The 23,261-nt window shown below is 47.5% G+C and carries 22 protein-coding genes; 14 read left to right on the top strand and 8 right to left on the bottom strand.

The window, feature by feature from the left end; translation table 11 throughout:
* Positions 1-22 precede the first annotated feature (22 nt).
* Positions 23-1,150 carry an SGNH/GDSL hydrolase family protein gene (locus PIL01S_RS10840; RefSeq protein ID WP_371859951.1) on the top strand — a complete coding sequence of 376 codons (1,128 nt, stop codon included), beginning with the start codon at positions 23-25 and terminating at the stop codon, positions 1,148-1,150.
* A 95-nt stretch (positions 1,151-1,245) separates the two neighbouring features.
* Here PIL01S_RS10840 and PIL01S_RS10835 read toward each other — a convergent pair whose 3' ends face one another.
* Positions 1,246-1,773: a dihydrofolate reductase family protein gene (locus PIL01S_RS10835; RefSeq protein ID WP_127537543.1), complete on the bottom strand. Its 528-nt coding sequence runs from the start codon at positions 1,771-1,773 to the stop codon at positions 1,246-1,248.
* A 76-nt stretch (positions 1,774-1,849) separates the two neighbouring features.
* On the opposite strand from PIL01S_RS10835, the gene PIL01S_RS10830 reads away from it, so the two are divergent.
* The 3 genes from PIL01S_RS10830 to PIL01S_RS10820 all read left to right on the top strand — a co-directional run bounded on the left by PIL01S_RS10830 (position 1,850) and on the right by PIL01S_RS10820 (position 4,072).
* On the top strand, positions 1,850-2,752 hold the full coding sequence (locus PIL01S_RS10830; protein WP_127537542.1) for a helix-turn-helix transcriptional regulator: 903 nt from the start codon (positions 1,850-1,852) through the stop codon (positions 2,750-2,752).
* Positions 2,753-3,024: 272 nt separating this feature from the next.
* Positions 3,025-3,291 (top strand): CD3324 family protein, encoded by a 267-nt coding sequence (locus PIL01S_RS10825; RefSeq protein WP_127537541.1) that lies wholly within the window; start codon positions 3,025-3,027, stop codon positions 3,289-3,291.
* 211 nt (positions 3,292-3,502) lie between these two features.
* Positions 3,503-4,072: a hypothetical protein gene (locus PIL01S_RS10820; protein ID WP_127537540.1), complete on the top strand. Its 570-nt coding sequence runs from the start codon at positions 3,503-3,505 to the stop codon at positions 4,070-4,072.
* A 112-nt stretch (positions 4,073-4,184) separates the two neighbouring features.
* Here PIL01S_RS10820 and PIL01S_RS10815 read toward each other — a convergent pair whose 3' ends face one another.
* Positions 4,185-6,053 carry an AbfB domain-containing protein gene (locus tag PIL01S_RS10815; RefSeq protein WP_127537539.1) on the bottom strand — a complete coding sequence of 623 codons (1,869 nt, stop codon included), beginning with the start codon at positions 6,051-6,053 and terminating at the stop codon, positions 4,185-4,187.
* Positions 6,054-6,303: 250 nt separating this feature from the next.
* The gene (locus PIL01S_RS10810) at positions 6,304-7,752 is read right to left on the bottom strand and encodes a DEAD/DEAH box helicase (RefSeq protein ID WP_095290673.1); all 1,449 of its coding nucleotides are present in this window, start codon (positions 7,750-7,752) and stop codon (positions 6,304-6,306) included.
* A gap of 492 nt (positions 7,753-8,244) precedes the next feature.
* Here PIL01S_RS10810 and PIL01S_RS10805 point away from each other — a divergent pair, with 492 nt between their 5' ends.
* On the top strand, positions 8,245-9,183 hold the full coding sequence (locus PIL01S_RS10805) for a macrolide 2'-phosphotransferase (RefSeq protein ID WP_127537538.1): 939 nt from the start codon (positions 8,245-8,247) through the stop codon (positions 9,181-9,183).
* A 53-nt stretch (positions 9,184-9,236) separates the two neighbouring features.
* Complete coding sequence (locus tag PIL01S_RS10800; RefSeq protein ID WP_127537537.1) at positions 9,237-9,923, top strand: hypothetical protein; 687 nt, start codon at positions 9,237-9,239, stop codon at positions 9,921-9,923.
* Positions 9,924-10,043: 120 nt separating this feature from the next.
* On the opposite strand, the gene PIL01S_RS10795 is transcribed toward PIL01S_RS10800, so the two are convergent.
* Positions 10,044-11,558, bottom strand: coding sequence for a leucine-rich repeat domain-containing protein (locus tag PIL01S_RS10795; RefSeq protein ID WP_164764217.1), 1,515 nt, complete (start codon positions 11,556-11,558; stop codon positions 10,044-10,046).
* A 308-nt stretch (positions 11,559-11,866) separates the two neighbouring features.
* Here PIL01S_RS10795 and PIL01S_RS10790 point away from each other — a divergent pair, with 308 nt between their 5' ends.
* The 6 genes from PIL01S_RS10790 (at position 11,867) to PIL01S_RS10765 (ending at position 17,760) form a co-directional block, all read left to right on the top strand.
* Positions 11,867-12,757: a diacylglycerol/lipid kinase family protein gene (locus PIL01S_RS10790; protein WP_127537535.1), complete on the top strand. Its 891-nt coding sequence runs from the start codon at positions 11,867-11,869 to the stop codon at positions 12,755-12,757.
* 142 nt (positions 12,758-12,899) lie between these two features.
* Positions 12,900-13,817 carry an aldo/keto reductase gene (locus PIL01S_RS10785; RefSeq protein ID WP_095290677.1) on the top strand — a complete coding sequence of 306 codons (918 nt, stop codon included), beginning with the start codon at positions 12,900-12,902 and terminating at the stop codon, positions 13,815-13,817.
* 271 nt (positions 13,818-14,088) lie between these two features.
* Entirely contained in the window at positions 14,089-15,471 is a 1,383-nt protein-coding gene (locus tag PIL01S_RS10780; protein ID WP_127537534.1) for a helix-turn-helix domain-containing protein, read from the top strand.
* Positions 15,472-15,812: 341 nt separating this feature from the next.
* On the top strand, positions 15,813-16,193 hold the full coding sequence (locus tag PIL01S_RS10775; RefSeq protein ID WP_127537533.1) for a GntR family transcriptional regulator: 381 nt from the start codon (positions 15,813-15,815) through the stop codon (positions 16,191-16,193).
* The gene (locus tag PIL01S_RS10770; RefSeq protein WP_127537532.1) at positions 16,190-17,065 is read left to right on the top strand and encodes an ATP-binding cassette domain-containing protein; all 876 of its coding nucleotides are present in this window, start codon (positions 16,190-16,192) and stop codon (positions 17,063-17,065) included. The genes PIL01S_RS10775 and PIL01S_RS10770 overlap by 4 nt, the downstream gene beginning before the upstream one ends.
* On the top strand, positions 17,062-17,760 hold the full coding sequence (locus tag PIL01S_RS10765; RefSeq protein WP_127537531.1) for a hypothetical protein: 699 nt from the start codon (positions 17,062-17,064) through the stop codon (positions 17,758-17,760). Before PIL01S_RS10770 ends, PIL01S_RS10765 begins: the two co-directional genes overlap by 4 nt.
* 120 nt (positions 17,761-17,880) lie before the next feature.
* Here the strand turns inward: PIL01S_RS10765 and PIL01S_RS10760 are convergent, their stop codons facing one another.
* The 3 genes from PIL01S_RS10760 to PIL01S_RS10750 all read right to left on the bottom strand — a co-directional run bounded on the left by PIL01S_RS10760 (position 17,881) and on the right by PIL01S_RS10750 (position 20,769).
* Positions 17,881-18,657: an isocitrate lyase/PEP mutase family protein gene (locus PIL01S_RS10760; protein WP_127537530.1), complete on the bottom strand. Its 777-nt coding sequence runs from the start codon at positions 18,655-18,657 to the stop codon at positions 17,881-17,883.
* Between the two features lie 57 nt (positions 18,658-18,714).
* Positions 18,715-19,773 carry a bifunctional transcriptional activator/DNA repair enzyme AdaA gene (locus PIL01S_RS10755; RefSeq protein WP_127537529.1) on the bottom strand — a complete coding sequence of 353 codons (1,059 nt, stop codon included), beginning with the start codon at positions 19,771-19,773 and terminating at the stop codon, positions 18,715-18,717.
* Positions 19,774-19,899: 126 nt separating this feature from the next.
* Positions 19,900-20,769 (bottom strand): DMT family transporter, encoded by an 870-nt coding sequence (locus tag PIL01S_RS10750; protein WP_127537528.1) that lies wholly within the window; start codon positions 20,767-20,769, stop codon positions 19,900-19,902.
* 202 nt (positions 20,770-20,971) lie between these two features.
* Here PIL01S_RS10750 and PIL01S_RS10745 point away from each other — a divergent pair, with 202 nt between their 5' ends.
* The gene (locus tag PIL01S_RS10745; protein WP_127537527.1) at positions 20,972-21,559 is read left to right on the top strand and encodes a hypothetical protein; all 588 of its coding nucleotides are present in this window, start codon (positions 20,972-20,974) and stop codon (positions 21,557-21,559) included.
* 121 nt (positions 21,560-21,680) lie between these two features.
* Here the strand turns inward: PIL01S_RS10745 and PIL01S_RS10740 are convergent, their stop codons facing one another.
* The gene (locus tag PIL01S_RS10740) at positions 21,681-22,598 is read right to left on the bottom strand and encodes a phosphatidate cytidylyltransferase (protein ID WP_095290686.1); all 918 of its coding nucleotides are present in this window, start codon (positions 22,596-22,598) and stop codon (positions 21,681-21,683) included.
* Positions 22,599-22,696: 98 nt separating this feature from the next.
* Here PIL01S_RS10740 and PIL01S_RS10735 point away from each other — a divergent pair, with 98 nt between their 5' ends.
* Positions 22,697-23,239: a hypothetical protein gene (locus PIL01S_RS10735; RefSeq protein WP_095360269.1), complete on the top strand. Its 543-nt coding sequence runs from the start codon at positions 22,697-22,699 to the stop codon at positions 23,237-23,239.
* Positions 23,240-23,261 lie beyond the last annotated feature (22 nt).

Here is a 23,261-nt window from a genome sequence, read left to right as displayed (position 1 = left end):
TCAAAACAGGCAGGAGGAATACATGGTGAAAACGAATGACAAGTTACAGGTGCTTGCCCTGTCAGAGATACAGAACCTGAAGGTGCATGGTAGGACAACAGAGCAGCGGGGACCTCTGACGTTATTTTGGACAGGCAGCGCAATCGAACTTCAAGTCACAGGCTCTGAGCTGTGGGTGGAAGTGGAGTCGGACTACGATATCTATGAACCGTGGATCAGTATTCTGATCAATGGTGTTCCTGTAAGCAGGCAGATGGTCACTGCAGGACGGTATTGGATCTGTATCTTCCGGGGCATGAGCGAGGATACAGTAAAAAACGTAAAAGTCGTCAAGGACGTGCAAGCGATGAGTGCAGACCCGGGCTCCGCATTGCAGCTTCATGCCTTGAAGTCGGATGGCACATTCCTGCCTGTGGAAGAGAAGCCGTACAAGATTGAATTTATTGGTGATAGCATAACATCTGGAGAAGGCGCGATAGGGGCCAGAGCGGAAGAAGACTGGATTCCAATGTGGTTCAGTGCGATACATAACTATACGTACATGACAGCAGAGGCAATGAACGCGGAATACAGGGTGATATCCCAGAGTGGTTGGGGTACACTCACAAGCTGGGACAACAACCCGAACAATAATATTCCTGATTATTATGAACAAGTCTGCGGCCTGCTCACGGGTGAGAAAAACCAGGCGCTCGGGGCCGGGGAGCTGCATGATTTTGAGTCCTGGCAGCCGGACGTGGTTGTGATCAATCTGGGAAGTAACGATGGAGGTGCTTTCCAGACAGCGGAATGGAGGGATCCGGTGTCTGGAAAGGTGCATAAGCAGCGTTTAAACGAAGACGGAAGTTATCATGAAGAGGATTTGGCTGCTTTTGAGGAGGCGGTAGACCGATTCCTGGCCAAACTTCGACAGTACAATCCGAAGGCTCAGCTTGTTTGGGCCTATGGCATGCTTGGTTTTCCCATGATGCCTGCCATCTATCGTGCAGTGGATGGTTATATGAAGCGGACAGGCGACCGAAAGGCATCTGTTCTGCAGCTCCCGGATACAACGAAAGAGACCATGGGAGCGAGGGCGCATCCTGGCGAGTTGTCCCATCGGCGGGCAGCAGAGACGTTAAAAGGATACCTGCAAGGAATGTTGGCTTAACGCAGAATGTCGTAATAGCCCTGGCCTGGATAAAAACAAGGACCACACTTAACCCCCTCGTGGGCAGTGTGGTCCTTTTCTTATCCTGAGTTGGGTTATACCTGAACCTGATACCGGATGGAGATGATCTGACCGAGTGTCTGCGTCCCGATCATCTTCAGGTTGCTCGGTACCGTTCCCTCGGGAAATAGGGGAATGCCTTCCCCAAGAATTTTCGGAATGACGGCAACCTCAATTTCATCAAGCAGCTGTTTTTCCAACACAGCCTGAACCAGTTGACCACCCCCGACAATCCACAGATCGTCATCGGAAGCCTGTTTTAAATGGGGAATAAGGATTTCTACAGGCTCGGTTGTAAATTGCACATGTGGTGCTGGTGGCTGCTCCGAACGGGAGAGTACATAGGTGGGTCGGTCTGCATAAGGGAAATCTTCGGATAGCTTAAGCACATCTTCGTACGTGGTTCGGCCCATGACTACCGTTCCAATCGTTTGATAAAATGCAGCATACCCGTTATCTCCACCGTCACCTTCCACGTCAAACAGCCAATCTACCGAACCGTCCTTTCTTGCAATATAACCATCCAGACTCATCGCAATGTACAGCACTACTTTATTGGACATGATTTTATCGCTCCCTTCTGTTACGTATGATACACTTAAACTATGACAAAAGTTGACGTAGTTAGGTGGTGAACCCATGAATGGCCGGAAACTCGCCATTATGAGATTGATGGATTCCAGAAAAAAGTTCACAGCCCGTGAGTTGGCAGAACGATTCGGTGTATCCGTTCGTACCATTCAGCGTGACTTGGATGCGCTGCAGGAGATGGGGTTTCCTTTGTACACGGAAGTCGGTGTGAATGGGGGTTACAAGGTTCTGCCTAATCGGATCCTGCCGCCACTGCAACTGACACAGCATGAGGCACTAGGCCTGTTTCTGATGATTAAATATTTGCAGCGGGTTCCTGATTTTCCGTATGGATCGATGCGAGAGCATTTGGCAGAGCAGTATTTCTCCAGCTTGCCGCAGGATGTACAGGATCTGATTGTACGAATGAGAGAACATGTGACGTTTATACAGCATCCGGGCGAGCACTTAGAGATATTGACGACAGAGATTTTGAATGCTGCCGTAGATAAAAAAGAGATTGAATTCACGTATCATTCCCGGAATGGCAGTAAAACAACAAGGGCTTACCCGATCGGCATCTATTATGACGGTGGATTTTGGTACATGCCCGCACGTCATAAGGAGCGGGTGCTGTTATATCGTGTGGACCGCATGCAGCAGCTGAGATTGCTTGATTCCACAGATGAGTCCATTCCCAGTTTGCAAGCATGGTTTAAGTCCGAAGACGACAGAGAGGGGGCAGAAGTGGTGCTGCACTTCACCGAGTTTGGGTCAAGGCTCGCGCGTTCCGATGTGCTGTTCAATTCGATTCAAGGCAATGAATGGAGAGGGATGGTCCCTCTGGAGGAGTTCCCGTTCACTGCCCGGAAGCTGCTTGCCTATGGCCCGGAAGTCAAGGTGGTCTCGCCAGCACCCTTGCAGCATGCTGTCCGGGAGATGCTGGAGAAGAGTCTGAGCCAGTATTCATGATGCTTATGTTTAATAAGAGGATATTGCCGTGCTTTGATCGAATGGTTCATGTGAAGGGATCAAACAGCACCTATATATGGGTGCCGAATGGGGGGCTACCATGATTCAATTCATAAGAGGTTTCAAGATCCGCTCTATGCAGAGTCCATGCGATGAACAACGGCGGTTGTTTGCATAGAGCCATGTCTTTCCTTTCCGCCACATAGAACTCAGAAGTGTACGTCGTATGACTCTGCTGCCTTAAAAAGACTAATTTTAAGGAGCGGAGCAGCATGAAATATATCAATGCAGATGCGATCTTGCCGGAAGAATTATTAAAAGAGATCCAGAGGCACATCCCAGGTGGGCTGGTTTATATTCCAAAACCGAAGGAAGCTCACAAAAAGTGGGGCGAAAAATCGGGCAACAGGGCGGTTGTGAAGGAGCGTAATGAGCAGATCCGGCGCCTGTTCGCTGCAGGTTTAACCGTGCATGAGCTGACCGAACGATTTTTCCTGTCCATCGACAGTATCAAGAAGATCGTGTATTCCAAAAAATAAGGATGAAGAGCCGCATTAGAGAAATCTAGTGTGGTTTTTTTATGCAAAGAATCGTTATAAATGTTCGTTAAACTGAAGTTTGGATACTTGAAATCTAATTAGAATCCGATAATGCGTCTAAATACTGGACAAATTAACCAAATAAAGGTGATAATTGAAAGTAATGATGACGCGAAAGGATGAAACAATGATGCGTAAGGTAATCTGCTTAATGAGTGCTTTATTACTTTCAGGGATGATTATGGGATGTACTGAATCGAAGACGAGTGATCCTGTTCAGGAGATACCACCCCCAACCAGCGATCCGAGTATGGTAACGAACGATAAGGCAACGGCTCAGGATGAACAGAAGGCTCTCGATATGTCACTGGAGTATAAAAAAAAGGAATTGACCGTGGATTATGCCGATTATGAAGATACACTAACCGTAGAGGGGCTGCTCGCCAAAGGGGAGACCATGAAACCATTTTTGACGGAGAAGAACTATGAGGCCTACATGGCTAATCGGTATGCGACGTTACCGCTAATGGTTGCCGACAAGGAGAAGGCTCTACTCCATCCCGAAAATATACTCGTGGAGATCAAAGAGAGCAAGAACGATTGGATCCTTGTAGAATATAGACTGAATCTGGTCTTTACTGATCGCGAAGGCAAACAGTTAAAGAACATTCCATTATCAGGTGATATTACTTTTTTACAGGACCAAGGCGAATGGCGCATTCAAGACGACACCTATAATATCAAAGATTTGCAAAATATCGTCTATGAGGCAAAAGAGTAGCGTGATACGAACCGATCAAGATAATAGAAGGCTGCACTCTTAGATCAGTTTCTAAGATGCAGCCTTTTGTTAGTGAGATCTTACAGATGAGATCAGACTTCACAAGGTCAAACTAGAAGTTGGTTCGCCCAAACGTGGCATCACTTTTCACGGTAGAGCTGCTGGATGCATTAATGGTATCAAGCTGAAGTACGTAGTCATAGTGCCGGATGTAATACCCGGGCTGGCTGTACGATTGAAGTGATATTTTGGAGCTGTCTGCCCAGCCGGGGCTGCTCAGAAAGGTTGCATCTCCTTTATAAGCGGCTGTGTCTGCATAGGCTTCAAGCACAATTTTGTTGCTGCTGTTTCGCTTCAGGAAGTACCCTGGGAAGTTGATGGACTCCAGCGAAATGCCTGTAGAGCTGGCGAGACCAGGAACAACGCGGAATTGGGAGTCCAGTACAGGCGAGACATTCGCATCAACACGAGCTGTGAAATTGGAGTGCCGGATATAACGGTCCGGATAGTTATGTGAGCTGAACTGGCTGTAGCCTGTCGCTTCCGAGGCAGCAGGACCCAGCATTTTGACCTCATACAGCGTTGGAGTGTACCAATTACCCGGGTTGTTCCACAGCACGGCATTCACCATGTTGATACGTACATAGCGGGCCGTAAAGTGCACTGCATCTGTGGTAAACCCGTAGGTCAGGTTATTGGTCCGATCCAGTGTGGAATAGTTGACGCCATCGTTGCTGATCTCAATCTTGTATTTGTAATACCCCTCCGATCCTTTATACATAAACCAGGAGATATCGATTTCGGTAATGGTCTTCGGCGCTCCGAAGTCAACCTGCCACCATGCAGGCCATGTATTGGAAGAGGCCGCCCACGAAGTCTGGTAGTTGCCGTCATTCACATTGGCAGCGGAAGAACCGGAGGCTGTCGATATGGCCGTAGCTGTCTTGCCTTGAGCGTGATTGACGAGAGAGGACGGCGCTACCGTACCTGTAGCAGCATCGATACTCCAATCCTTATACCACTCCAGTGATGCCGTTCCGTTGGTATCGTTCAGGGTCAGAGGGAGCCAGATATGCTTATGCTCGCCCAGATTCATTGGATTCCAGCGGTCTCCCATATAAATATAGGACGTGGTGCTGCTGCCTGTAATCGTGGCAATATCATGAATCTGCGATCCAAAGGCAGAAGGATTGCCATAAGGGGTAAGTGCAGACCAGGGTCCCGCCATGGATGTGGCTGTCGCATAAGCCCCCTGATTCGGATACCAGCCAGCGGCCTGGGAGGTGAAGAGGTAATAGCGGTTTCCCTTTTTCACAACGGCAGGAGCCTCTCGGTAGCTGTTCTCAAATAACCAGCCAACAAAGGATTCTACGCCTGTATAGCTTGCGTTCATTTTGAAAATGGCCATCGTATCGTTCGCGCCGCCATTCTTGCGTGAGGCACTGATGAGATAGCCCGTACCATCGGTATCCACGAACACCGTCATATCGCGGGACTCATAGTCCAGTGGCCGGAAACTGCCCTCATACGTGAATTTACCACTCGGTGTATTGCTGGTCGCTACGGCGACGCGTCCCAGATTATAATCCGTTCCGTTCTCATAATGTGCCCAGAGCACATACTGCTGCGTAGCGGGATTGTAGATCACTTTGGGGCGCTCAATCTTGCTGGAGGCAAGCTCCGTTGCGGAATCCTTGGTGAGGATGGCATTGCTGAATGTCCAGTTTTTCAGATCGGTTGAAGTATAGACGTTAACACTGTCAAACTTGCCACCTACCGCATGCTCGCCATACCAATAATACGTGCTTCCCACTTTCAGAATATTGCCGCTGTTCGCATGAATGGGGTTACCTGCGGTATCCAGCCAATCGGAGCTGTTGCTAATAGTCACACTTGCTGCGTCCGTTCGTTCTGGATGGAAGCCAAACATCGTCAGTGTCAGGGTCAGAACCAGAATCCATGCATACTTCCTGCTTCTCATTACATGCACCTCCCCAAGGTTATGAGCAAAAGTATAGCGCTTTCACATATATTCTAGCTGGACTTCCATTCGTTTCAAGTGAACAATTCATCCATTGCTGAACAAAGAAGTGCTTTTCGATATAAAGCGGCGAGAGCGGGGAGTTTTTTATCAGACGTGTTCATCCACTTGCTGAAAACCTGCATAAATCAAAGAGAGAGTGCCTCAAGACACTCTCTCTTCTAAGGTATATTAAATTCGTATCTTCCGCTTACACATGCTTCCCTTTGCGGACCTTCAGCTGTTTCCCCTTGACCGTTGTGTTTTGCATCATTTCCAGTACAAGCGGGCCTTTGCCGTTTAGAATCTCCACATCGGTCACATTATCGAGAATCGTAATAATCCCGATATCATCTGCGGTGACGCCCTCCAGTTTGGCGATGGTACCTACAAAGTCTACGGCACGCAGCTTTTTCTTCTTGCCGCCGTTGAAGTTCAGCTTCATGATCTGCTGGTTCAGCTGCTCACGCTTGTCTTTTTTGCGCTCAGGTACAATCTTCAGACGTTTCTCGAATTCTTCCCTGCGGCGATCGACAGCTTCTTCAGATGGTGCCGGAACGACCGGGATCTCGAATCCGATATAGGATTCAATCTCGGCCAGGCGTCTGCCATCCTTCGGCGTAACCAGCGTGATGGCCTTGCCTGTCTTACCAGCACGTCCGGTACGGCCTGTACGGTGCACATAGCTCTCTTTTTCCAAGGGAATATCATAGTTGATGACATGAGTGATATTCGTGATATCAATCCCACGTGCCGCAACATCGGTTGCAACCAAATAACGGAATTGACCTCTTCTGAATGCATTCATGACTTCGATCCGCTCGTCTTGCTCCATGCCTCCGTGGATTCGGTCTGCTGGGTAGTCCAGGTCAGCCATCACCCGGAACAGTTTATCCACGTTCTCCTGTGTACGGCAGAATACAATGCAGCTGTCCGGATTTTCCACGATAAACAGATCCTCCAGCACAGCGGTCTTGTTGACTTCGGATACCCGAACAACCTCGTGTTCTATTGTAGCTGTTGTGAGACCACTTGCTTTGATCTCGATCTCTACCGGATTATCCATATACTTACGTGAGAGACGGGCAACGTCCTCAGGGAATGTAGCGGAGAATAACATCGTTACGCGCTCGCGAGGCAATGCCTGAATGATAGCTTGTACCGTCTCGATAAAGCCCATGTTCAGCATTTCATCCGCCTCGTCAATGACGAGATAGGCAATCCGCTCGAGCGGCAGCGTGCCGCGTTCGATATGGTCCAGCACACGTCCCGGCGTACCTACGGCGACATGTGTTCTTTGTTTTAGCTCTGCTTTTTGAATATAAAAAGGAGATTGTCCATAGAGTGCCGTGGCTTTAATCCGCTTATAGCGTCCAATATTGGTGATGTCTTCATTGACCTGCAAGGCCAGTTCACGGGTTGGCGTGAGAATCAAAGCCTGCGGTTTATTTTCATTCCATTCCACCAGCTCACAGATCGGAATACCATACGCAGCTGTTTTACCACTGCCTGTCTGGGATTTGACCACGAGGTCTTTATTTTCCAAAGCGACCGGAATCACTTCAGTTTGTACCTCGGTTGGCGTTTCATAACCCAGACTATCCAGTGCCCGGACGATCTCTTCACCAAGCTTATAATCTTTGAATTGTTGCTTGCTCATTGTTAACCTCTTTTGCGTTAGTTTTAAATGCTTAGACCAGAGACGTGCAGGATGCTTAATATAAGCATTGCACCATAACTATATCGTATACCTGTTCATTATACTCTATATGCAGGAAGGCCAGTGGAGGAAATGACCTAGGTACATGGGCAAATCAGGAAATTCATGCTGGAACCAGGAATTGGAATATGTTAGCATAGGGATAACTTACTGAACGGAGGGATACGTGTGGCACATTTTTTCCGATTGAGATAGTAGCGAAACGTTTGTTTGCGCGTTGCTGCTTGCTGCCTGTGTGCAGATAATCGGGAGAGGTTTGCCTATTTACACGTATGCCGTAATCGATAGTGGACACTCTTGTCTAAGAGTGGTTCTTCGATGTACCACTATTGGACTGCACATAGTTAGGTATATTCCTTAATCCGAGATCAAGGCACAGGCGTGAATGTCTGTGTTTTTTTTATTTTTCTGAGGAAAAGAGGAGGAATGGGTATGACAGGACCAATTTCGAATGAACAGGTAAAACTTCAACAGGATATATGGCTGCTCGCGGAACAGAATGGGCTTCGAATTCGCAAAGATTCGATGGAAATCAATGAGTCCGGGATGGATTTCAGGGTGACCTTTGCTACGGATGAGAGTGGGCAAAAGTGGGTTCTGCGCCAGCCGAGACGTGGAGACGTATGGGAGCGTGCCGAGAACGAGCGCAAGGTATTGGGGGTTGTACAGGATAACTTGTCAGTTAAGGTGCCGGATTGGCGAGTTTGTACACCGGAGCTGATTGCTTACCCCTTGCTGGACGGTGAACCGGTTGCTGTGGTCGATCCTGCTGGGGGAGGATATGCATGGCGCTTTCCACAGGAAGACCTGTCGGATGTATTTTTTGATTCGCTGGCCGCTGCACTCGTACAATTGCATGGCATTGATGCCAATGAAGCGGTACAAGGCGGAGTGCGGTGCAAGACGCCTAGGGAAGTGCGCCAGGAGTTTACCGCCAATATGGAGCAGATTAAGCAGAGCTTCACAGTGCCGGAGCGACTCGCCGAGCGGTGGAAAAAATGGGTGTCTACAGACCATTTCTGGCCTGAGCACGTCACATTCAATCATGGTGATCTGCATCCACCGCATATTATCGTCGATCATACACAGCGGGTAACCGGGCTTATCGACTGGACGGAAGCGGAGATCGCTGATCCAGGGAAGGATTTTGTGATCTTGTATGGGCTTTTCCAGGATGCTGGATTGCGCGATCTGTTAAAGCGGTACGAAAAGGCAGGGGGAAAAACATGGCCCCGGATGTTTGATCATATTCGGGAGCAGTGGGCTGCTTACCCGGTACTGGTTGCACAATTCGCACTAATCACAGGGGAAGAGTCGACCATGGAGATGGCGAGAGGCATGCTGGCTAGCTGGGATGTGCCTCAGGATTAAGTCTAAACCGACTGTATAACTTGAGTATGCCCGGATGAGGAGGAGGTGGGGGTGTGAAACGGGTTCGTGTTATGCATTGGTTAATAAGTGTTGTATTCATGATTAGTTTAACGAGTTGCTCTAACCCTTTATCTAACGTTCATGATGATGCAGGAAACAGACTGTCCCTGAACCGGATAGCGGAACTTAGAGAAGAATATCCACTTTCCACTGGCGTCCCGCCGACGATCAATATGAGGGAAGTGAGTTTCAGAGAGATGATGGATTTCGGGGAAGCCGTCATTGTTGCAGAGGTAGTGAGCGAACTCCCGAATTTTAGCGTCGACTTGAGGGACGAACCGGGTACACCTGAAGGTGACTCTGCAGAGAAGGATAAGGATGCTGGCATTGGTCCATACAAGCCTGAGTTCATAGCGTACAAGGTGAAAGTGCTTCAGGTTGTAACAGGTGAGGGTGTGAATGAGGATACATTTCTCTTTTATAATGCTGACTTTGCAGGCATGGAACCGGAACTTAAACCAGGCATGAGAATCGTCACCGTGGTCAAGAAGGGGACAACAGGGGAACAGGTGGAAGGTTATTCGTTTACCCGGTATGGAACGTACTATATTGTGGATGGGGATTATGTGCTATCTGCATATGAAGGGGAATCCGAGGAGCTGCGTGAATTTACGGGAAAAACGAACGGCATCCAGGTGGACTCTTTTATTCAGAAGATCAAGGAGCTAGCACACAGTTAGCAGGCAGAGGAGATCGTCGCCCTGTCCCTTGTTTTGCAAGAAATATAGCAAGAAAATAATAAGCCTATCGCACGTAGTTCATACAAGAACCTGCGATAGGCTTTATTTGTCGTAACACCTTTATGATTCAATACTGTTGTCCACCTGTTTATTTTCAAAAATCAGAATCGTTTTGCTTCTCCCGATATATCCGACTGTCGTATTAAGCTGCTCCGAAACAAAGCGAACAGGTACAAAAGCCGTACCATTTTCGATCAACAAGGGAGCATCATTCATCAGGAGCGAACCATCTACAACCACCTGTTTGTTGCCGGCAGTCCAGCGAATGGTTTTATCACCTTGTGTGATTACGGCCTCCTGCTTGTTGCGATCCCAACCCACCTGGGCATTCAGTTGTTCGGACACAAATCGCAGTGGCACATACGTACGCCCTTCATGGATAAAAGGTGCAGCTTCCAGGGCGTATGTGCGATCACCCACATAGGCTGTGGTCGATCCTTCGATCAGACGCTGAAAACGGCCTTGCGGTGTGCGTTTCTGTTCCCGGACATTCATCTGGTTAAGGAGACTCATGGTATTGCTGCCACTCGATACGTCCAGGTAGTTATTTTGCACGGTCAATCCGGCGGATTCCGCTTCCGTCATCGGGGTCAGTACGTTAGGCGATACAGAAGTGGAAGCTCCGATGTCCTGTACCGTATTCGCGGGAGTAGCCTGTGTAAAAGTAAAGTCAGCAAGCGGCGTCAGATCCCATACACGATTGTTCGCAAGCTTCAGCACCTCCAGCTTGGTGAGCTGTCGTAATGGCTCCAGATCATAGATCTGATTGGTTTCCGCATTAAGCTCGGTTAACCGCAGCAATCCTTCAAGTGCCTTGAGGTGCTGAATGTGGTTACTCGAGATGTCGAGCCCCTGAAGACGCGTCATATGCTGCAAGGGTGACAGGTCCGAGATTGCATTGCCTGCCACGTTTAGTCTCAATAATGTATTGTCCATATCAGCCAGTGGGGCCAGTGATTGCAGCCGATTATTTGCTACGTTCAGCTGCAGCAGCCGGGATTGATTAACCAGTGGAGTCAGATCTGCAATCTCGTTATTGGAAATCTCCAGCCATTTCAGATGATCTAGTTCAGACAAGGCAGATAAGCTGTAAATTTGATTGCCACTGGCATAAAACGTATGTAATCGGGTAAAGCCACGAACCACTTCTATAGATGAGATAGAGTTGTTGCTGATGTACAGCCGTCCCAGTTCCTTCAGGTCAGCGAGTGCCTCAATGGAGGTAATATAATTGTTGCTTACGTCGATTTCCCGGAGCTGGTCCAGATGCTTCAGCGGGGTCAGATCCTCAATCTCATTGCCGTATAGGCGGAGATGTGTCAGGTTGGTCGCATACTCCAGTCCCGACAGGCTCTGAATCCCTGCATTACTCAGATCAACAACGGTAAGCTGTTCCAGGTCGGAGGAAGTTAAGGGTGAATCTACCGGTTTGTTCAAGATCAGTTTAAGTCCGTTTTCCAGTGCAGGATCTTCTATGATGCCTTTGCCTGAGTCCATCGTTGCGTAGGCCATGGCTTGCCCCGACGCACCGATACTTAGAATGAATATTAGACATAGTAGTGCCATTCTTTTCATTGCATGCATTCCCTCCGATATTCAAAAGTTTTTCTAGCTTTTATGTAATCCGCGCATTGTAAAGGTCAGGTCAACAGGAATGAATCCTCAACATTTCTCTAGTTATTAACCCGTCTGGCGAGAAAAGGAACATCCATTTCAGGGGACAGGTAACAACTCTACTTCTATTCTATATGAAACAAGCCTTGATCTGTACTCCTTCAGGTGAACTTTACCAAAAAAATCTTTTGGCCTGCGAGCCTTATTCATCCTACCCCGAGAAAGGGTATAGAAGAAGTAAATATGTGCAGGTGGAGGGAGAGGCGTTTATGCGTCAAGCCATGATCATTAGCAATCCGTCATCGGGAAAAGAAGAGGCGCAGCAGTACGTGTCCCAAGTTCAGGCGATTTTGGAATCGCAGCAATATCAAGTGATGATTAATGAGACAGCCGGGGAGGGTGATGCAACCAGTTACTGTCTGGACGCCTGCCAAGGTGGCTGTGATCTGGTCATATCCATTGGGGGAGACGGCACGCTGCATGAGACCATTAATGGCATGATGGATCAGAAGCATCGTCCCAGGCTGGGTATTGTGCCACTAGGTACAGTAAATGATTTTGCCCGTGCGCTCCATCTGTCTCTCGATCCTGATGAAGCCATTAAGCAGCTTGGTTCAGATCAGGTACGCAAGGTGGATCTGGGGAGGATTAATGATCGTCTCTTCGCCAACGTGGTGGCAGCCGGTTCTTTGGCTGAAGCGTTATCTTCCGTCTCATCGGAAGACAAGTCGAAGCTGGGCTCCCTGGCTTATTTGAAGGAAGGATTGAAGGACCTCGTGTCCTCGCCCGCCTATCCTTTGAAGATTGAATACGATGGGCTGACGTGGGAGGGTGAATCCCCGTTGTTTCTCGCTGCGCTAACCAATTCGGTTGGTGGATTTGAGAAGCTGTCTCCGGATGCAGTAGTGGACGATGGACTGATTCATTGTTTTGTGATCCGCAATATCAGTGTGTTCAACAGCCTGACACTGGGAACCTCCTTATTGTTTGGGCATCTGAAGGACCATAAGGATGTGGATTATTTTACGGCAAAAGATATCCGGGTAAGCTGCACTGAATCGGTCCGCACCAATGTGGATGGGGAGGAAGGGCCTGCGCTGCCTATCCAGATCAGCGTCTTGCCTCAACATATTGAAGTGATCGTGCCTCAAGAAACGTAAGCCTGTCTAGAAATGGAGAAAAAACGACCATTTTTCCATATAAGATTTCTAAAAATCCATTGAAACCGATTGCAGATCTGTGTCACAATCATAGCTGGAAGACAAGTATATACAATCTATCCGAATATGGAGGGAAATCACCTTGAGAACAATAAAACTTGGCAGCAGCTCACTTGAAGTACCAGTTGTGGCCGTAGGCTGCATGCGCATCAATTCACTCAGCAACAAAGAGGCAGAACAATTTGTTCATTCCGCCATGGAAGTCGGTGCGAACTTCTTCGACCATGCTGATATTTATGGAAACGGAGCATGTGAAGAGATTTTTGCAGAGGCGGTACAGATGAATCCCCAGATTCGTGAAAATATGATTTTGCAATCCAAATGCGGTATCCGCAAGGGCATGTTTGATTTCTCCAAAGAGCATATCCTGAATTCGGTGGATGGTATCCTGCAGCGTCTGAAAACCGAGTATCTTGATGTTCTGCTGCTGCACCGTCCGGATGCTCTCGTGGAGCCGGAAGAAGTGGCAGAGGCATTCGATCTGCTCGAACGTGAAGGCAAAGTGCGTCATTTCGGCGTATCCAACCAGAATCCGAACCAGATTGAACTGTTGAAAAAGTACGTGAAACAGCCGCTGGTAGCCAACCAGCTTCAGCTGAGTATTACCAACACAACAATGATCTCCAGCGGGATCAACGTGAACATGGAGAACGATGCAGCCGTGAACCGTGATGGCAGCATTCTGGATTATTGCCGTTTGCACGATATCACGATTCAGCCATGGTCTCCGTTCCAATATGGCTTCTTCGAAGGCGTATTCCTGGGCAGCGACAAGTTCCCGGAACTGAACGCCAAGATCGATGAGATTGCAGCCAAGTATGATGTGAGCAACACCACCATCGCGATTGCCTGGTTGCTGCGTCACCCAGCTCAAATGCAGCCTGTAACTGGCACAACGAATATTGAACGCCTGAAGGACTGTGTCAAAGCTGGAGATGTTCATCTTACACGCCAGGAGTGGTACGAAATCTATCGTGCTGCCGGCAATATCCTGCCTTAAATCTGATTCACAAATAGAGTCGTAGAGTCTACTCTCTTATACGAAAACACGAGCATTTATTCGGCTCGTGTTTTTGTTTTTCCTGATTTGATGCGAGTTCATTCCCGGTATAAAATAGGGGAACGGGGTTTATTTTATCAAAAGGATTAAATTGTAATTAATACAAATTAGTTGAAATTATTATGTTGACCCTTTCTTTTGGATTACATATAATTACTTTTGCATACCGTTAATCCTGTATATGGCTTTAATTTGGGAGGGTGGTGTTCGTTTGGAGCCGACAACCACGATTCGCGATCATTTAGAGAATTATCTGAAGCGCGAGCAGATGTCCATCAGTTCTTTTTCGGAAGCATCGGGTATTAATTCGGGTACGCTGAGCAATATTTTGAACAAAAACCGCCCGATTGCGATGCAGCAGTTGGACCGAATCACTTCAGCCATGAAGCTTGAAGAAGGCCATTTCTATGAATTGTATATAGATGAGTGTTTCGTTCATGCTACCCCCGATTGGCGAAGACTGGGCCCCTTCCTTCACCGTTGTGCGGAGTTAGACAAGCTAAATTGTATTGAAGAGGTTATCCGATTAATGATGGATAATCTATCGTATATTCCCCTTTTATTTGATCTGGCTGAGGAATTCTACCACGAAGGTAGATTTAAACCAGCCATCCTCTTATATGAAACGATCGCTGAGAGTGAGAAAATGCAGCATTCGGAGCGTCTCGCTCTATGTCAGTATCGGCTGTTCAAATTGGGCCTGACCAATGACCAGCAGAGAAACCTGATCATCGCAGCCAAGTTCGAGTATTATGTCGATCGCCTGGATGAACGATATCAGTTGGACGCTCTTAATGAACTGATCAATGCTTTTGGAGCACTACACCGATGGAGCAAAGTGCAGGAGCTGTCCGAGAAGCTAAAAGTGAAGGCAACCATTCATTATGAATTGAATGGCAGAAGAAAACAGGAAGAAACCAAAAAGCCTATTGTTTTCTATGTCCTTTATTCCGATTTGGCTGCTGGAAGTGCATGTTATCATCTCAAAGATTACGATAGTGCTTTAAAATATGTCTCATTATATGCAGATAACAGCTGGGTTAAAGACCCCGATCAGGATGAGATTGTGGTTATTCATCAGTTCCAGGAATGGGCTGTAGCAAATCGTTATATCTATCAATTGATGGCGGGGCAGTTCGAGATACTGCCTTCCTATTTAGAATATATATCTACCAAGGAAAATGAAATTTTTCCTGCGCTTTGCGATATAGTCACCGCCGCTAATCGTTATGATGAAAATATCGATTATGTTCTTGAACAGTATCAATCCTATTTTACGTATCAGGAACAGAGTAATCGAATTGGAAAGGTTAGCAAGCAGGTTACTGATGATCGTTATTTACGTCTTTTAGCTGATCTTGGAGCGTATTATCTAAAGAAAGATGAATATCATAAAGGCTTGGGATTCGTGCTTGATAGCTTAAGATTTTCTATTGAAATTAGCAGCGGCAGGGGTATGCTAAGGGGTATCGGATTGTTTGAACAGTATAGGGATTATGCGACTGATACAGCCAAGCAGCAGTACAAAATGATCATTAGTGAGGTGCAGAAACTCAATGAAGAGAAAGTTGGCTTTGCTGATAGCTACATGTAGCATTGTGGTAAGCATACTAACTCCTGCAAGTGAGCCTGACTTAAGTACGGATGCTCCAAACCCCGCAATTATGAGAACCGCTGATCATGGTTTCGGCTCTTAATCCCATTAGGAAATTGGAACGCTTCTGAATTTTCATTCAGAGGCGTTTTTTTTGTTTGCCTTTGCCATGACAAAGGAGGGGTGGCTCCATCTTAAACGGATGAACTCACTCCATCTTGCAGGTTCAAAAAAAAAATGAAATACGGGATAGTCGGCTATTTACTTTTGAATATCTGTGTACTATAGTTAGTTACATGAGTAACTAACCAATTAACCTAAATAACGAAAGTTGGATTGGCATGAAATCGACTTTGGATGAATCACAGCCCATATTTCATCAGATTGCCATGATGATTATGGATGATATTGTGGAAGGCAGATTACAAGCGGAAGAGCAGGTTCCATCGACCAATGAGCTCTCACGTTTCTACAATATCAATCCGGCAACAGCGCGCAAAGGGCTGCAGGAGCTTGTGGACAGAGGAATCATTTATAAACAGCGAGGTGTTGGGATGTTTGTCGCCAAAGGAGCAAGAGATGCACTGCTGGTTGAACGAAAACAGCATTTTTACGAAGAATACATTAAGCCACTGCTCGAGGAAGCCAGACGGATTCATATGAATGAAGACATGATTATTGATCTGATTAAAGGCAAGAGAGACAAGGAGAGTGAGTCATGATTCGTGTAGATCAGGTAAGCTACGGTTATCATCAGACACCTGTTTTGGACCATGTCACATTGCATGAAAGTGAGCCGGTCATTAGTGCGATCTGGGGGAGGAACGGAGCCGGGAAGACAACACTTATGAGTTTGCTTGCTGGACATAACCGTCCTGATCAGGGCAGCATTCAAATCATGGGGGAGGACCCCTATAATAATCTGGCTGCTCAGAAGCATCTCTGCTACGTTCAGGAGAATCACCCGCTGGGCAGGAACTGGACAATAAGTGACCTGGTACGATTCGGTCAGTATTTCCATCCAGAGTGGAATCAGGAATTGGCGGAGCGGTTAATTGATCTGTTTGAATTACCTTCCAAAAGGAAGATCATCAAATTTTCCAAAGGGATGAAAACAGCTGCCCAGATGGTTCTTGGCCTCGCAAGCCATGCGAGTGTAACCATTCTGGATGAGCCGACCAACGGATTGGATGCAGAGAAACGCAAATTTTTCTATAATACCTTGCTTGAAAGTTATGAAGAGCATCCCCGTTTGATTCTGGTTTCTAGCCATCATATTGAAGAGATTCAGCCGTTATGTGAGTCACTCATCGTGCTCCATCAAGGCGGCGTACTGTGTCATGAACAGATGGAAGAGATGCGCGAAAAGGGAATTCTGCTAACAGGGTTAATTCGTGATATAGATCAGGTTACCCAAGGCGAAAACATCATGGAGTCTGCACAGCTCGGGTCAACAAAAAAGGTGATGATTGACGCCTCTTACTCCAAGGAGTGGAGAGATATAGCGCAGGCGCATGGTCTTTCCATTGAAAAAGCGACCCTGCAGGACTATTTGGTTAACCTGACGCGGAAACAGGAGGTGCTTAAGGGATGAATGCAGTAAAAGGTACAAATCGACTGATTCTGGATGATATGCGTTGGTATCTGATGCTCTTCTCACTCATTACACTTATGCTTACGGCCGTATATCTGGCAGTGGGCTTCATATTTGATGTTGCTTTTACCACTCAGCTGTTCGGGCCCATGTATGGGGGGATCTGTGCATTTGCTGTGGCGGGTCTCATTACACTGTACCCCGTTGCAATTGGACTGGGGAGCACCCGAATTCAGTTTCTGAAATCCTTCTACCTCATCTCTGCATGGATGGTGGTTGGTACCATTACCATTCTGAATGTGATCTATCTCATCATGCATCTGCTTCATGAAGCTGGATGGCTTGGTGTAACCTTTTATCAGTTGGGTAGGCTACACTCCAGTGATTATCAATTCCTGTCCTATCTCTGGATTGACTTGATGATTGGATTTCTTGTCCTCGGGTTATCTATCTTTTTGACGGTTTGCTGGATACGGCTGGGAATGCGCAATTTCCTGATCCTGTTCTTCGGCTTAGGCCTGATTCTTACGCTGGCTTTCGTTTTGTCCGACCTGAGTGCTCTGGTAAAATGGTTCACGAGTATCAATATCCTTGTGTTTGCCACGGTCTTGGGGGCTTTGAGCTGGGGGTTCATTCTATGCACCTATCCCATGATGAAGAATGCGCCGCTTACGATGAAGGGCAGAAAAGAGTAGTGGTTATCGGTATACGTTAGAAGGCTGTGTGGATCTATGGAATCAAACGTAAACAAACACGAGTGCATTACTGCCTCGTGTTTTTCTGTTTATATAATTATTCCTGCACCTGTAATCTTCTTAGCTTGTTTCGAGTAAAATGCTTCGTCCGAGTTCTTTCAAGTGTTCCATGGCACTCTGATAAGGATAAGGTCCATAGCTTACCCGGGCTACCCCGAGCCTCGCGAGCTGTGCTGGGGTTGGCTCATTAGATGTCACCATTACGTTGACTGGAATCGGGGAGTGTTCACACAATTCCTGAATGAGTTGTGGATCCTGTAGACCTGGAACGAATAGCCCGCTGGCTCCTGCCTCTGCATAAGCGTGGGATCGTACTAGGGCTTCTTCCAGGTGGAATGAGGTATGCTGCGCTGGTGCCGTTTGCAGAAATATATCCGTGCGAGCGTTAATGAATAGGGCAATGTCCATTCGTTCAGCGGCTTCCCGAGCGGCTCTCAAGCGCAGAACGAATTCCTCAATGGCATATAGACCTGTTCCACCAGGAAGTTGATCTTCGATGTTAATGCCGACAGCACCACGCTTGATTACCCGGAGGACATTCTCCTTCACTTCTGACGCATACCTGCCATGCCCTCCCTCAATATCGATGGTAACAGGCAGTTTAGTACTGGATGTGATGCGAGCCAGATTGGAAAGTACCCATTCAAACGGCATGATCTCTCCGTCCTGCTCCCCATGAGCCGCGGCAACAGACCAGCTTCCGGTGGCTATGGCTGCGGCTCCAATCGATTCAATGGCTTTTGTACTTCCGGCATCCCACACATTGATTAGCACGAGTGGATTACCTTTGATGTGCAGCTGGTGAAATAGCTCTGCTTGTTCTTTTAGGGTCTGCATAGGATGATTCTCCTCCGTTATATCGTTATAAATGGATATACTTTCACTGACTATGTCTCAACGAATTTGTCCAAAAGCAGTCTTCTCATGGGTTAACAGCCAGTTCTTGCGAGTGAGGCCACCGCCGTACCCACCGAGATCGCCACTTGCATTAATGACCCTGTGGCACGGGATGACAATGGCCAGTTGATTCGCCCCATTGGCCTGTGCGACTGCACGGCATGCGGACGGTTTACCCAGTGCAACAGCGATATCCTGATATGACCTTGTCTCGCCTGGCGGAATCGCCATAAGCTGCTCCCAGACGCTCTTTTGGAATGGTGTTCCTAAACAGAACAACGGGGTGTTGAATGCCGTTAAAGTCCCGTCAAAATACGATGCCAGTTCCCGCTCGATAGAGTGAATGGGTTCAGTTACACCCGGTACGATAGCGGACTTGGTTCGTTTCCGAAGGCGCTCCACTTCCCGCTCCAGACCTCTGCGATCCACAAATTCAAGCAAATACAGGGCTGTATCATCAGCCACGGCCATCATGGGTCCAAGACGGGTATCAATCCAGGAGGCCTTCAGCACCCGCCCGTCATCCACATGAGTAGGAGCAGCGCCCATAATTCGGGAGAAAGCATCCCGGAAGCCGCTGCTGGATTCGTAACCTGTTGATAGCTGGGCATCGATAATGGTGCGGCCTGAGCGGATATTCTTCAAAGCCAGTCCCATACGACGTGCGCGAGCATACTCCACAAAGGTCATGCCGAACCGCTTTTTGAACTGGCGGCGTGCCGTGGACTCATCGATGGATAAATCCTTGAAATCCTGACCTTTCCAGCGCTTTTCCGGATTGTTCTCCACGGCCTCGACCAGTATTCGGACTACATCAGATACCTGGTTGGGGTGGGATAACGGACGGCAGCGCTGACAGGGGCGAAATGAAGCAAGCAGTGCCTGCTGTGCGGTCTCGTAAAATTCACAGTTTTCATATTTGGGCTTCCGTGCAGGGCAGGTAGGGCGGCAAAATACCCCCGTCGTTTTGACACCAACGTAGAATAAACCTTCGTATTCCGAATCTTTGGCAACCAGAGCCTGATAATATTGTTCTTTCAGTTCAGCAGAGATCATTAAACGCACGTCCTTACGATTTTTGTTCCAGCTAGCAAGATGCAGTCCTATCGGAAGTCACATCTGTCTTTGTTATTATAAAAAAACGATGCGCAGGGCATCGCCGAAAATCAGGCATGAATATTTTTATTTCAATGCAATGTGTTTCTTTCCTCCAGTCCAGTTTACCAAAAAGATCCCCAGGAATATAAATAACCCGCCAATATAAACGTAGCTCTGGATGACCTCCCCAAGAAGCAGCCAGCCGGATAGTATGCCGAAGAACGGAGCTAGAAAAAGAAAGGCGCTTGTTTTGCCAGGATCGCCTTTGCTCAGCAGGTAGTACCATGTAGCAAACTGAACAATGGAGCCAAGCAATGCCAGGTATAGAACAGCACGAATGGAAATGGCGTTAAGCTCCAGATGTGGTGTCTCCAGCGATAAACTGAGCAGTAATAGGAGCAGGCCGCCGAATAACATTTGATAAGCGGTCAATACCCAGGTGCTGAAGCGGGCCCCCCACTTTTTTACGAGTAAAGTAGCAATGGCCCACGACACGGCGGAGCCTATGCCCAGCCACGTTCCTTCTGATAACTGCAAGTGAAATCCCAACGTAACAAACACTCCTGCAATACCAATAACGACACCTATCCACTGATAAAACCGGTATTTCAGATGGAGAAACAGACCTCCCAGAATAACGACCAGCAACGGATTGGTAAACGTAAGAATGGAGGTCTCTCCAGAAGGAATGGTACGCATGCTAAGAAAGATGCAGGCCATAACCCCGGTTGTCTGGAACACACCAATAACGAATAATCGGGTCCAGTCCGGTAAGGTAGAAGGAAGATTTTTGTTCCACACCCATAGTGCCATGAGTCCCCCAGCCAGTGTAAAGCGGATACCTACGAGAAGAAGTGGAGAAATATAAGCGAGCCCAATTTTGCCAACAGCAAAAGAAGAACCCATAAGCGAAGTGGCAATGATGACAAGTATGATGTAAACCAAGCGATTCAATATGTTCCCCCCTAAATTCGGTAATGCCTTTGTCTAACCAAGGTAACACGTCAATAGTTCAGAACTCATCGAAGTGTGGCTGTAATGATCAAATTCGGAGGGTTTACATATTATGGAGCTTCATGAGGGACGATATGGTGTAGTGATTAATAAGGCATGTGTCGTTTAGATGGATTAGACCAAGATGGAAGGAGTTCCAATGATGAAAAAGAACACGAATACATTTGCTCTTTGGGCATCGGTGCTTTGCATTCTGCTGCTGATCAGCGCCTGTGGCGCGAAAAATAACAATGAATCGGTTCAGGAACACGCTTATCCGCAATCCAAGCAACCTATCGAGGAAGCGGGAAAAGGCTCCATTCCGAACTCGGATGCCAAACAGGGCAATGAGGACCCGGCGAACACGGCGGATGGCGATGAAGGGAAGCTGTCTGCTCAATCCGATTCATCAGCAAATGACGAACAGATCATCATTCAAATTGACCAATCGGACAAGCCGACAGAGAATAACAAAAGCTTTGACTTCTCCGTGAGCCAGGTGCCAGAGGGCTACACCCTCTCTGAGCTGCGGTGGACATCCAACCAGATTACCATTATTAACTCGCCTGCAGAGGCCATTCAGCATGGTGGTGACAGTAAAGAAGGCTTCTATATTAGCGGGAACGGACAGTTCTCCGGCTTTAAGTACTCGGATGAAATGAAGGGTGAACGGGGTAAGATCACACTTGTCTACAAGAATGAAGCGGGTAAGGAAATACTGGCCGAGCAGGGAGTTCAGTTGAAAAAATAAAGAATAAGCAGCCGATATTGAACTGCCCCCCAATTGTTGGACACCATTTAACAATTGGAGGTGCAGTTTTTTCGTTTGGCATGATCTCCAAAAATGCATCTTGCGGTAAGTGTTGTCTGATCTACATGAAGTCGAAGAAATAACGAACGACATGAAACATGACCGGAGACGTATAGGTCAGGCTGTCGACCCGGCTCAGATAGCTTTTTTTGAGTGCATCGAATTTGTTGTCGTCCCCAATTAACAAGTCCCGCTTGAGTACAGACACCGTCAGACTTCCGAAGAAACCGGCAAGGCTGATCAATACACCGATAAAGATTCCGAATTGCCAATCGAACGGAGTCAGATAAGGGTGGATGAAATAGGAGGCTGCCGTTGTGATGACAAATGCACAGGCGAATCCTTCCCATGTCAAAAATGGATTAGCTGTGGGTACCACTTTTCGTTTCCCCAGATAGAGGGAGACCAGATAGTGGACCACATCGTTAAGTTGCGTTAACACCACGAGGAAGAGGACCAGCTTCGACCCATACTCCGGTGTTGCAAACGGAAAGTAGGCCAGATGACTGAGTCCGAATACCATCAGCATCAATCCCCACTGAGTAGAACTTACACTTCGCAGGAAGCCGACTGTTCCCTTATTAATCAAGCGGGGGAGCGGCAGCACGAGGAAGACATACAGCGGAATAAAGACGATAAACATCCCATACCATCCAATATAGATCCAATAGAACTGCACCGGTATGGCGAGATAAGCCCATAGGAAAAGCCGGCGGTCAGCCTTTCGGGTACTGCGGATCATGGAGAAATACTCTTTGAGCGCGAAAAACGCAAGTACCATCAATGAGATGAGGGAAACAATCGGATTGAAGAGCGTAGCGAGACAAAAGATGACGAGCATGCCCCACCAGGTCTTGATTTTGTTGCCGATGCCCGAATAATCCTTGTCCGGCTGAAGCTTGGCAATGATTTTATACACGATATGTATGACGAGTAATGCTGCAAAAATGAGCGTTAATGTGAAGAGCGAGCTGCTCACGAACCAATCACCTGCTTATTCCAGAAGTAAGATCCCATAATTGGGTACCTATGTTATTATGAAGGAATAGTGCCAACTTGATAAGGGGAAATTTCGTTATGACAGCCGACCGTTCAATCTACATCCTGCTTACGAATACAGGGACACTGTTTACCAAGGTTATTCAGAGTTACACCAGAGCACCATACAATCATGCCTCGATCTCTTTCAACCGGGAATTATCCGAGCTGTACAGCTTCGGCCGCAAGCACCCGAACAATCCGCTGAATGGCGGTTTTGTGAAGGAGGATATTCAGACGGGTACATATAGCAAATATCCGAATACAACATGTGTCATTTATGAGCTTCAGGTTACGGACCGCGAGGTGGAAAAAATGAAACGCGTGCTGCAGATTTTCATCCGCAGCCGTCAGAAGTACATGTACAATCTGCTGGGAGTCATCGGCATTACCCTGAAGGAGCCAGTGGAATTCAGCAACTCCTACTTTTGCTCCCAGTTCGTGGCTGAGATTCTTCAACGTTCGGGAATTAAGCTGTGGAATAAGCTGCCTGCACTGGTGACCCCTGATGATTTTCGTCAAAGTGATCGCCTGAAGCTGGTATACGAAGGAAAGTTAAGCGACTATAAGCCAGTCACCTAAACGCAGAACAGCCTGCTGCCTC

It is taken from the genome of Paenibacillus illinoisensis NBRC 15959 (genome assembly GCF_004000925.1).
In the GTDB taxonomy this organism is placed as follows: domain Bacteria; phylum Bacillota; class Bacilli; order Paenibacillales; family Paenibacillaceae; genus Paenibacillus; species Paenibacillus illinoisensis.
Note: the sequence above shows the minus strand (reverse complement) of the source record. Positions and strands in the feature narration are given on the sequence as shown.